General features: G+C 67.6%; 11 protein-coding genes. 5 read left to right on the plus strand and 6 right to left on the minus strand.

The genetic code is table 11. From position 1 onward, the window contains the following. Positions 1-27 precede the first annotated feature (27 nt). The 6 genes from SFC76_RS15555 to SFC76_RS15580 all read right to left on the minus strand — a co-directional run bounded on the left by SFC76_RS15555 (position 28) and on the right by SFC76_RS15580 (position 4,038). Positions 28-816 carry a tetratricopeptide repeat protein gene (locus SFC76_RS15555; protein WP_322850324.1) on the minus strand — a complete coding sequence of 263 codons (789 nt, stop codon included), beginning with the start codon at positions 814-816 and terminating at the stop codon, positions 28-30. Beyond that, entirely contained in the window at positions 813-1,526 is a 714-nt protein-coding gene (locus tag SFC76_RS15560) for an alpha/beta hydrolase (RefSeq protein WP_322850325.1), read from the minus strand. The genes SFC76_RS15555 and SFC76_RS15560 overlap by 4 nt, the downstream gene beginning before the upstream one ends. Before the next feature lie 101 nt (positions 1,527-1,627). After that, entirely contained in the window at positions 1,628-1,831 is a 204-nt protein-coding gene (locus SFC76_RS15565; protein ID WP_322850326.1) for a helix-turn-helix transcriptional regulator, read from the minus strand. Beyond that, positions 1,828-2,274 (minus strand): hypothetical protein, encoded by a 447-nt coding sequence (locus tag SFC76_RS15570; RefSeq protein WP_322850327.1) that lies wholly within the window; start codon positions 2,272-2,274, stop codon positions 1,828-1,830. Before SFC76_RS15570 ends, SFC76_RS15565 begins: the two co-directional genes overlap by 4 nt. A 75-nt stretch (positions 2,275-2,349) precedes the next feature. Beyond that, positions 2,350-2,586, minus strand: a complete 237-nt coding sequence (locus SFC76_RS15575; RefSeq protein ID WP_322850328.1) for a DUF6356 family protein — start codon at positions 2,584-2,586, stop codon at positions 2,350-2,352. Between the two features lie 24 nt (positions 2,587-2,610). Continuing rightward, positions 2,611-4,038: a Mur ligase family protein gene (locus SFC76_RS15580; protein ID WP_322850329.1), complete on the minus strand. Its 1,428-nt coding sequence runs from the start codon at positions 4,036-4,038 to the stop codon at positions 2,611-2,613. A 65-nt stretch (positions 4,039-4,103) separates the two neighbouring features. On the opposite strand from SFC76_RS15580, the gene SFC76_RS15585 reads away from it, so the two are divergent. The 5 genes from SFC76_RS15585 to SFC76_RS15605 all read left to right on the plus strand — a co-directional run bounded on the left by SFC76_RS15585 (position 4,104) and on the right by SFC76_RS15605 (position 11,340). Beyond that, complete coding sequence (locus SFC76_RS15585; protein WP_322850330.1) at positions 4,104-4,919, plus strand: LD-carboxypeptidase; 816 nt, start codon at positions 4,104-4,106, stop codon at positions 4,917-4,919. A 207-nt stretch (positions 4,920-5,126) separates the two neighbouring features. Beyond that, on the plus strand, positions 5,127-7,118 hold the full coding sequence (gene thrS, locus SFC76_RS15590; protein ID WP_322850331.1) for a threonine--tRNA ligase: 1,992 nt from the start codon (positions 5,127-5,129) through the stop codon (positions 7,116-7,118). Between the two features lie 10 nt (positions 7,119-7,128). Beyond that, positions 7,129-7,695 (plus strand): Uma2 family endonuclease, encoded by a 567-nt coding sequence (locus SFC76_RS15595; protein WP_322850332.1) that lies wholly within the window; start codon positions 7,129-7,131, stop codon positions 7,693-7,695. 72 nt (positions 7,696-7,767) lie between these two features. Continuing rightward, complete coding sequence (gene infC, locus SFC76_RS15600) at positions 7,768-8,301, plus strand: translation initiation factor IF-3 (RefSeq protein WP_037534495.1); 534 nt, start codon at positions 7,768-7,770, stop codon at positions 8,299-8,301. Between the two features lie 204 nt (positions 8,302-8,505). Next, a complete protein-coding gene (locus SFC76_RS15605) occupies positions 8,506-11,340 on the plus strand; it encodes a TonB-dependent receptor (RefSeq protein WP_322850333.1) in 2,835 nt (944 codons plus the stop codon). Positions 11,341-11,343 lie beyond the last annotated feature (3 nt).

Raw genomic sequence — 11,343 nt, forward strand, 5'->3', positions numbered from 1 at the left:
CGCCGGGTCATCGCACGCGCGAAGACGTTACCGCCCCGCCGGCACCTTGGCGGACACCGGCGCGTCGCCGAACTGCGCCAGCGCGGCGCGCGCATGCTGGCCCGCCGGGGCATTGGGGGCGAGCCGCGCCGCTTCCGCCCAGGCGGCGCGTGCGCCCGCTTCGTCCTGCGTCGAGGCGGCGATATTGCCGGCTTCGAGCTGCACCGAGGCGTCGTCGGGCGAGCGGCGCAGCGCCTCGGCGATGTCCGTCTTCGCGCGCGTCACGTTGCCCATGCGCCGCGCCAGCGTCGCCGACAGCAGCCAGGCGAGCGGATCGTCGCCCGCCCCGGCGAGCGCCAGATCGATGTCGCGTCGCGCCGCCGGCAGCTCGCCCGCGGCGACGAGGACGCGCGCATGGTCGAGCTGCGCCTCGCCGAGCGCCAGCCCCTCCAGCGTTCCCGCGACCAGGGCGGTGTCGAGCGCCGCGCGGGCGCCGGGGACGTCGCCAGCCGCCAGCCGCGCATTGCCCGCCTGCGCCCAGTAATTGGCGGCGCGCTTGTCGTGCGCTGCGTCGGCGGCCCTGGCGGCGGCGGTGAATTCGGTCGCGGCGGCGGCGAACTCGCCCTGCTGCGCCAGCGCCAGCCCGGCGCATTGCCGGGCGAACCACGCGCCCCCGCCCGTCGCCCAGCGCGTCGCCTCGACCCGTGCCGCGGCGGGGTCGCTGACCGCGAGCTGGCGGCAGCGATCGTAGCGCGCCTCGCGCGGATCGACGTTGGGGATAGTCGCCTTCGGTGCGGGCGCGGCGGCGGCCTGCAACGCGGCCAGGATCAGGATCATCGCAACACATCCTCGGTCGCCCGGACGATCAGCGCGATATCGGACGCGCGCGACAGCCGGTGGTCGCCGTCCTTGATCAGCAGCGTCTGCACGTCGGCTGAACGGATCATCTCGCCGAGTCGCACGGTGCGATGCCACGGCACGTCCTTGTCCGCCTGGCCCTGCACCAACCGCACCCGGCCGTCGACCGGGATCGTCCCGAACATCAGCCGATTGGCCTCGCCCGACTGGAAGAAGGCGCGCGTATAGACGGTCGGCGCCGGGCCGTAGGGATTGGCGCGCTCCAGCCGTCCCTCGGTGAGGATCGCCATCTTCTCCTCGGTGGTGAAGCCCCAGTCGGTGAAATCGGGCGCCGGCGCGATGCCGACCAGCCCGACCACCCGTTCGGCGCGCAGCTTGGCGACGAGCAGCATCAGCCAGCCGCCCAGCGACGAGCCGACCAGCACCACCGGCCCGGTCGCGACCTGATCGAGCATCGCCAGCACGTCGTCGCGCCAGCCGGCGAGCGTCTGCTCCTCGAACGCGCCCTCGCTCTGCCCGCAGCCGCCGTAATCGAAGCGCAGGAACGCGCGGCCCCCGGCGCGCGCCCATGCCTCCAACGCCAGCACCTTGGCGCCCTGCATGTCCGAGGCATAGCCCGGCAGGAAGACGATCGTCGGCCCGGTGCCGGGCGTGTGGTGATAGGCGAGGCGGGGGCGCGGGTCTGTCATGCCGGCTGTGTATCGCGCGCGGCGTGGCGCGTCATCCTCGCCCGTCCGCGTCGTCGAGGAACGCCGTCACTGCGAGGCGCAGGGCGAGATGTCGGATCATGTCATTGCTCCTTCGACGGACTGACGAAAATGTCTTCGATGGCGAGGCCGAACAGTTCGGCGATGCGGAATGCGAGCGGCAGGGACGGATCGTAGCGGCCCGTCTCGATCGCATTGACGCTTTGCCGGCTGACATCGAGGTGCTCGGCGAGGTGCTGTTGCGACCAGCCGCGATCGCTCCGCAGGTCGCGCAGGCGGTTGGTCACGGCCGCTCCCCCGTCATCCGGTCGCGCACGCCCATCGCGCACTGGATCAGCCCGAAGGCGGCGCAGAACAGGGGAAAGGCGAGGAAGGTCGGGAAATGCGGCACCACCGCATTCATTTCGAGAAAGCCCCAGACGGTGGTGATCGTCAGCAAGACGCCGGTGCCGCCGATCATCGCGAGGATCAGCCGATGGCGGACGAATTCGTCGCGCTCCTCGCTCAGATACAGGCCGATCACCCCGATCGCCGCCACCAGCGGCAAGGCCGGCAGCACCGACAGCAGCACGAGCAACGCGCCGGACGGGTGATGATCGCGGAAATAGCCGGTCACCGCGAACAGGATCACGACATAAGCGGCCATCGTCGGCAGGAACCGCCGTACGTAGCGCCGCTGCGCCGGATTGCGTTGCTGCTCGCCCCGCCGCTCACGCCACATCTCGAACATGATCCGTCCTCCTTCGACTCGTTGTGAAGGAAGCTTTACATGGAAAGGACGCTTTACGTCAAGCGAACTTGACAATCAGATGACGAATTCCACCGTATGCGTCTGCGCGGTGTCGCCGCGCTTGGCGACCATCTCGGCGTGGAGCGCGGCGATCGTGCGGCTGCCGGTGGTGGTGAAGACGAACGGCAGCACACCGTGGATCAGTGCGGCGACACCGCCGCCGATCATGCGCAGCCCGAACCGCGTCGCGACGCCGCAATGCTCGATATAGCTTTCCCCGACCGATGCCGGATGCTGGGTGAAGAGCTTCATGACGCGTACCTCCTGCCCGCCGGTCTAGCCGCGCGCGCGCAGCGACTCCAGCATGTCCGCGGCGAGCAGGCTCAGCGTGTCGTCGCGCGCGCCCATCACGACGATCCGGTCGCCCGCGCGGGCCCCGGCGACCAGCATCGCCGCCGCCGCAGCGCGATCGGCGACGTGGCGCGCATCGCGGCCGGCGGCGGCGAGGTCGGCGACGATGTCGGCGCTGGTCACCTCGCGCGCGACGGTGCCGCCGTGATAGACCGGATCGGGCAGCACCAGCACGTCGCCCGGCGCCAGCTTGCCCGCCAGCGTCCCGACCAATTCGCGGCGCATCACCTTGAGCGGGCCATAACCGTGCGGCTGGAACAGCAGCAGCAGCCGGCCGGGAAAGGCGTGCAGCGTGTCGAGCGTCGCGGCGATCTTGTCGGGGTTGTGGCCGAAATCGTCGATCACCGCGACGCCGCCCGCCTCGCCGACCAGGTCGAAGCGGCGGCGCAGGCCGGTGAAGCCGCCGATCGCCGCGGCGGCAACGGTGAGCGGCACGCCGGCGGCGACCGCGGCGGCGATCGCGGCGAGCGCGTTGGATACGTTGTGGCGCCCCGGTACCTGCAACCGCACCGCGATCGGCGCACCGCCGCCGGCGATGAGGTCGAAGCTCACCGAGAACGGCGCCTCGACGATCGCGCGCGCGGCGAAATCGGCGTCGCGATCGAGCCCGAAGCTCGCGACCTGCGCCGCCGGCAGCGCCGTGGCGAGCGCCGCCGCCTCGGCATTGTCGATGTTGACGATCGCGGTCTCCGCGCGCGCGATGAAGCCGGCGAACAGGCTGCGCAACTCCTCCAGCCCCTTGTGGTCGAGGCTGACGTTGTTGAGCACCGCGATCCGCGGCCGATAATGCGCGATCGACCCGTCGCTCTCGTCGACCTCGCTGACGAACGCCTCGCCGTTGCCGACCAGCGCGCTGGCGAAGGGCGCTTCGGGGCGCGCGAAATTCTTCATCACTGCGCCGTTCATGACCGTCGGATCGCGCCCGGCGGCATGGAGGATCCAGCCGATCATGCCGGTGACGGTCGACTTGCCGCTGGTGCCGGCGACGCCGATCGGCAGCGCGCTCTGGTTGAACAGCGCGCTGAGCAATTCCGCCCGACTCGCCCTCGCGCAACCGAGCCGCGTCGCCGCGACGATATCGGCGACGCTGTCCTCGACCGCGGCGGAGGCGACGACGATCTGCTCCGCCGACGCCACGCCGCTGCCGTCCTGCGGGAACAGCGCGATGCCGCGCGCGCGCAACGCGTCGAACTTGGCGGGGACGCGGCCCTGGTCGAGCCCGCGATCGGAGCCGGCGACGATCGCGCCGCGCCCCGACAGGATCGTCGCCAACGGCATCATCCCCGATCCGCCGATACCGACGAGGAAGAAGCGCTTGCCCGCCACCGGGCCGGAAAGATTGCCGTTCGCCATGACGCTGCGCTATCGACGCGGCCGCGTAGGGGCAAGGCTCTGCGACGAGGCGGAGCGACGAGACGATGCGGATAGGGGTGGTGGCGCCGGCGAGCATCGGCAACAAGGATGCCGAGGCGCCGTTCATCGCCTTCGCCGCTTTGGCCTATCCCGAGGTCGATCTGGTCGTCCATCCGCAATGCTGGGAGACCGCAGGCCATTTCGCCGGCGACGACGCGCGGCGTGCGGCGGCCTTCCTCGAATTCGCCAACGATCCCGGCTTCGACGCGATCTGGTTCCTGCGCGGCGGCTATGGCTCGAACCGCATCCTGCCGCTGGTGATGCCGCAACTCGGCCCGGCGGCGCGGCACAAGAGCTATCTCGGCTATTCCGACATGGGGTTCCTGCTCGGCGCGCTCTACGCGCGGCGGATCGGCCGGCCCTGCCATGGCCCGATGGCAAGCGACATCCGCCGCCGGCAAGGCGACCAGACGATCGCGCGGTCGCTCGGCTGGCTGGCACGCGGCGACCGGCAGGGGCTGGAGCCGGGGCTCGATGGCCGCCCCGCGGCGGCGTTCAACCTGTCGATCCTCGGCGCGCTGATCGGCACGCCCTATCTGCCCGACCTCACCGACCATGTCCTGCTGATCGAGGAAGTGTCGGAGCCGATGTATAATATCGACCGGCTGTTGTTCCACATGGGCCATGCGACGCAGCTCAAGGGGATCGCCGGCGTCCGCCTCGGCGCGGTGACCGCGGTCCAGCCCAACGAGCCCGAATGGGGCGATACGCTGGAGTTCATGATCCGGCGCTGGTGCGGGGATCTCGGCGTGCCGTATCTCGGCCGGGCGGAGATCGGCCATACGCAGACCAATTGCGTCGTGCCGTTCGGTATCGCCTGAATCCGCCCCGGTACGGGGAGGGGGACCGCTCGGCGCAGCCGAGTGGTGGAGGGGGCCTCGCCGCAGACGCTGCGCTCGTGGAGGCCCCCCCTCCGTCACGTCTGTGCCGTGCCACTTCCGCGTGCCGGGGAGGAATTACGGCAACGCTTGCCTATATACCCCGCGGCGCTTTATTCGCGGCTCCCTCAACCAACCTGAAAGTCCATCATGTCCGCCATGTTCCGTATCACGCTGCCCGACGGTTCCGTCCGCGAGGTTGCGCCCGGGACTACCCCGGCGGACGTCGCCGCTGCGATCGGTCCCGGCCTCGCCAAGGCGGCGCTCGCCGCGCGGATCGATGGGCAGGTGCGCGATCTCAACCGGCCATTCGAGGGCGACACCAACCTCGCTCTCGTCACCGCGAAGGACGAGGCGGACGCGCTCGAACTCGTCCGCCACGATCTCGCGCATGTGATGGCCGAGGCGGTGCAGCATCTGTTCCCCGGCACGCAGATCACCTTCGGCCCGGCGACCGACGACGGCTTCTATTACGATTTCGCGCCGAAGGACCGCCCCTTCACCGAAGAGGACCTGCCCGCGATCGAAGCCGAGATGCGCCGCATCATCGCGAGGAACGAGCCCTTCACGCGGGAAGTGTGGACGCGCGAGCAGCTGATCGAGACGTGGAAAAAGCAGGGCGAGACCTTCAAGGCCGAATGGGCCGCCGAACTGCCCGACAACGAGGAACTGACGATCTATCGTCAGGGCGCATGGCTCGACATGTGCCGCGGGCCGCACATGGCGTCGACCGGCAAGCTCGACCCACAAGCGTTCAAGCTTACGCGCGTGTCGGGCGCCTATTGGCGCGGCGACCAGAAGAACGCGATGCTGAGCCGCATCTACGGCACCGGCTGGCTCAACAAAAAGCAGCTCGACCAGCATCTCTTCATGCTGGAGGAGGCGGCGAAGCGCGACCATCGCAAGATCGGCCAGGAGATGGACCTGTTCCACCTCCAGTCGGAGGCGCAGGGTTCGGTGTTCTGGCACCCCAAGGGCTTCCTTCTGTGGCGCCAGCTCGAAGCCTATATGCGGCGCCGGCTCGACGCCGCCGATTACGCCGAGGTGAAGACGCCGCAGCTGATGGACGCCAAACAGTGGGAGCAGTCGGGCCACTGGGGCAAATATCGCGAGAATATGTTCGTCGTGCCCGATGAGGTGCCCAATACCGAGGATGAGGGCGCGGTCCTGTCGGGCGAGGGCGATCTGATGGCGCTCAAGCCGATGAACTGCCCGGCGCACGTGCTGATCTTCAAACAGGGGATCAAATCGTACCGCGACCTGCCGATCCGCATGGCCGAATTCGGCTGCTGCCACCGCAACGAGCCGCACGGCGCGCTGCACGGCATCATGCGCGTCCGCCAGTTCACGCAGGACGACGCGCATATCTTCGTGCGCGAGGACCAGTTGGTCGACGAGGTGCGCAAGTTCTGCGAGCTGCTCGACTCGGTCTACCAGCATCTCGGCTTCGATTCTTACGCGATCAAGCTGGCGCTGCGGCCCGAGAAGCGCTTCGGCTCGGAGGAGATGTGGGACTGGGCGGAACAGTCGCTGCGCGACGCGGTCGCCGCGACCGGCCGCGACACGCCCGAATATGGCTGGGAGGAACTGCCGGGCGAGGGCGCCTTCTACGCGCCCAAGCTCGAATTCCACCTGACCGACGCGATCGGCCGGACGTGGCAGGTCGGCACGATCCAGACCGACACCGTGCTGCCCGAGCGACTCGACGCCAGCTATGTCGGCGAGGACGGCAATCGCCACCGCCCGATCATGCTCCACCGCGCGATCCTCGGCACGTTCGAGCGGTTCATCGGCATATTGATCGAGCATCACGCCGGCCGCTTCCCGCTCTGGCTGTCGCCGGTGCAGGCGGTGGTGGCGACGATCGTCTCGGATGCCGACGGCTATGCCGAAGACGTGGCGGCGACGCTGGGCAAGGCGGGTATCCGCGTCGAGACCGACCTGCGCAACGAGAAGATCAACTACAAGGTGCGCGAACATTCGGTGGCGAAGGTCCCGGTGCTGCTCGTCGTCGGCAAGCGCGAGGCGGAGGAGGGCAAGCTCGCCGTCCGCCGCCTCGGCAGCCAGGCGCAACAGATCGTGACGGTCGACGAGGTGGTCGCTATGCTGCGCGAGGAGGCGACTCCGCCCGATCTGCGCTGATGGAGGTGTCATGACGATCCTGCAGGCGATCCATGCCGGTACGATCCCACAGCGGCTCACCGTCGATCAGGTCTATGATCTGACGGCGGCGGGCGTGTTCGTGGAAGACGACAATTTCGAGCTGATCGACGGGGAGATCGTACCGATGGCGGCGGCGAAGGCGGATTGGCACGAGCTCATGAAGTCGCGGCTGACACGGGCGTTCGCGCGGGCCCTGCCGGACGACCTGCGGCTGTTCGTCGAGCCCTCGGTTACGCTGTCGCCGGTCCGGCTCCTTGAACCCGATCTGGCGATATGGGCCGTCGGTGGCCTGCCGCGACAGGTTAGGGGGCCGGATCTCGTGCTGGTGATCGAGGTCGCCGACAGCTCGCTGGGTTACGACCTGCGCGTCAAGGCGCCGCTTTACGCGGAACATGGCGTTCGCGATTACTGGGTGGTCGACGCCGTACGACAGACGATCCGCGTTCATCGTGCGCCCGTTGACGGCATGTATACCGACGTCGAGGAGTTCGAAGCCGATCAGCCGGTGGCCGCGTTGCTCGCCGGCGTGACGATCCGATTGAATGACCTCGACTAGCCTTCAAATCTGCTCGGTATTCGCCTATATAGCGAACAAACCACCACAGGAGCTATACCCATACGTCCTCCCATGATGCGCCGACCGAATCAGGCGCCGCCAATGAATGGCCCTCGTTTCAACGAGTGGATCGTCAGCCCCAAGGTCCGCGTGATCGACCATGAGGGCGAGAATCTTGGCGTGATGTACACGCGCGAGGCGATGGCGCAAGCGCAGGAACTCGGCCTGGATCTGGTCGAGGTGTCGCCGAACGCCGATCCGCCCGTCGCCAAGTTCCTCGACGTCGGCAAGTTCAAATACGAGGCGCAGAAGAAGGCGAACCTCGCCCGCAAGTCGCAGAAGACGCAGGAGATCAAGGAGATCAAGATGCGTCCGAACATCGACGACCACGATTACGACACCAAGATGAAGAAGGTCGTCGAGTTCATCGAGGAGGGCGACAAGGTCAAGGTCACGATGCGCTTCCGCGGTCGCGAGCTGAGCCACGGCCAGCTCGGCATGGCGGTGCTTCAGCGCGTCGCGGAGCAGGTTGCCGAGGTCGCCAAGGTCGAGGCCTATCCGCGCATGGAAGGCCGTCAGATGCTGATGGTGCTCGCGCCCAAATAATCCCGCCGATCCGGCACCTGCCGCGACGTCAAGGATTTTTCGAACACCGGGTCCGGCAACGGGCCCGGTGTTGCGCTTTGGCGACACTTGGTTCGAAAATGCGAACCCCAACCACAAATTACTAGACGCTCACACCTGCGCGACCCTAGCCTCAAAAGAAAACCCGATATTCGAAAATCGAAATCGGCAGAGGAGAGGATGACCATGCGCCTTACTGCGTATCTGCTGTCGGCAGCGACGATCGCAATTGCCTCGCCCGTCATGGCGCAGAACAATTCGCCCGAACCGTCGAGCCCGGCGACCCAGACCACCTCGCCGACCGCGGCGGGGTCGGTCGCGCAGGACGAGGGCGATCAGGGGGATATCGTCATCACCGCGCAGGGCCGCGCCCAGGCGCTGTCGGACGTGCCCGTGGCGGTGTCGGCGATCACCGCGGAGACGTTGCAGAATTCGGGTGCCAGCGACATCCGCCAGCTCAACCAGCTCGCGCCCTCGCTGCTGGTGTCCTCGACCGGGTCGGAATCGAACGGCTCGGCGCGTATCCGCGGCATCGGCACCGTCGGCGACAATCCCGGGCTGGAAAGCTCGGTCGCGGTGTTCATCGACGGCGTCTACCGCTCGCGCTCGGGCATCGGCCTCACCGAACTCGGCGAGATCGACCGAGTCGAGGTGCTGCGCGGCCCGCAGGGCACGCTCGGCGGCCGCAACTCCTCCGCCGGCCTGATCAGCATCATCAGCAAGGCACCCTCGTTCCAGGGCTTCAGCGGCGGTGCCGAGGCGACCTACGGCAATTACGATTTCTACCGTTTCTCCGGCAACCTCAACCTGCCGCTCAGCAAGACGATCGCGGCGCGGATCGACGGCGTCTACGTCAAGCGCGACGGCTTCTATCGCGATTATACCAACAACACCGACGTCAACGACCGCAACCGCTACTTCCTGCGCGGCCAGTTGCTGTTCGAGCCGAGCACCGACGTCACCTTCCGCCTGATCGGCGACTATACGCATCGCGACGAGAAATGCTGCGCCGCCACCTATGTCGACCGCGGCGTCAACGAGGCGGTGGGCAATCTCAACAATCCCGCCGCATCGGTCAACGCCGGCCTCGCGGCGGGCGCCAACGGCAACAACATCGTCAACGTCATCCGCGACCTCGGCCAGCCGCTCGGCCTGGTCACCAGTCCCGGCTACAGCCGAGACGTGTCGGTGAGCGCCGGCCGCAGCTTCGCCGGCATCACCAAGGATTGGGGCGTCTCCGGTCAGCTCGACTGGACCTTCGGCACCACCAAGCTGACCTCGATCACCGCATACCGCGATTACGATTCGGATCAGGGATCGGACACCGACTATAGCCGCGTCGACATCCTCTATCGCGCCGCCAACGGCGATTCGGCGCGCCGCTTCCGCACCTTCACCCAGGAACTGCGCCTCAACGGCTCGCTGTTCGGCGAGAAGCTCGACTGGCTGGTCGGCGGCTTCTTCGCCAACGAGGATCTGCGCGTTCTCGATAACCTGCGCTTCGGCAGCCAATATGGCCGTTTCGCCACCTGCCGTCTCGTCTCGGGCAGCGCGCTCGCGCAATTCTACGCGCCGGGCAACACGGGCTGCCTCAGCGCGACCGGCCGCGCGGTGCTCAGCGGCGTCGTGCCGGGCGTCGCTTCGCCGTTCGGTGCGGCAGGGCGGACGATCGTGGGTGCGATCGACACGCTCGACGGCATCAACGACAAGGGCTCGACCCGCGACGTCTACAACCAGAACAGCCGCAACTGGGCGATCTTCACCCACAATATCTTTCACGTCACCGACACCGTCGATCTGACGCTCGGCGCGCGCTACACCAACGAGCGCAAGAAGTTCGACGCGAGCTTCACCAACGACAACGTCGGTTGCGTCACCACCCAGAACTCGCTGTTGCCGCTGCTGGCGAACCCCGGTCTGGCGGCGACCGCCGCCGGCATCATCGGTCTCGCCTGCCAAGGCAACAACACCGCCGAGCTGAACGGCGTGTCGATCAACAGCCGGCGCAAGGAAGACCGTTTCACCGGCACCGCGATCCTGTCGTGGAAGCCGATCGACGACCTGCTGCTCTACGGCAGCTATTCGCGTGGCTACAAAGCAGGCGGCTTCAACCTCGATCGTTCGGCGCTCAAACAGCCGGTGCAGACCTTCGCGCAGCTCGGCGGCGCGCAGGCGCTCGCCAATTCCCTCCAGTTCGCGCCCGAGACGGTCAATTCGTTCGAGGTCGGCGCGAAATACGGCACCGGCCCGTTCACCTTGTCCGCCGCGGCATTCATCCAGGACTTCAGCAACTTCCAGCTCAACACCTTCAACGGCACGGTCTTCCTCGTGCAGAACATCAACGGCTGTTCGTCGAGCCTCAACGGCGGCGACCGCGACCAGAGCAAATTCCCGGCGGCAAGCAACTACAATGCCGCGGCGACCAGCAGCGGCGTCTGCCCGTCGGGTGACGTCGGTTATGGCGTCCGCGCCAAGGGCGTCGAGCTGGAGGCGTCGCTGGTCCCGGCACGCGACTTCCGCGTCAGTCTCGGCCTGACCGTCACCGACACCAAATACCGCAACCAGCTGCTCGGCAGTTCGTCGGGCGCGCCGCTCGACCAGGCGCTGCGCCTGCTGCCGGGGCGGACGCTGTCCAACTCGGCGGACATCGTCGCGACCTCGTCGGCGTCGTGGACGCCGCAGCTCGGCGGCGGCTATTCGGCGCTGTTCTACGTCGATACGCGCATGACCAGCGACTATAACACCGGGTCCGACCTGTTCCCGCAAAAGGCGCAGGACGGCTATGCCATCGTCAACGCCCGCATCGGCCTGCGCATGCCGGACGAGCGGATCAGCCTTGAATTCTGGGGCCAGAACCTGACCAACGTCGATTACGCGCAGGTCGCGTTCAACTCGCCGTTCCAGGAGGGCGCGGCGAATGCGGCGTTCCAGGATCCGCAATATCCCGGCGGTCGCCAGCTCTTCTCGCAATATCTCGCCGAGCCGCGCACCTATGGCGCGACGATCCGCGCACGCTTCTGATCC

The sequence above is a fragment of the Sphingomonas sp. CD22 genome, assembly GCF_034556155.1.
In the GTDB taxonomy this organism is placed as follows: domain Bacteria; phylum Pseudomonadota; class Alphaproteobacteria; order Sphingomonadales; family Sphingomonadaceae; genus Sphingomonas.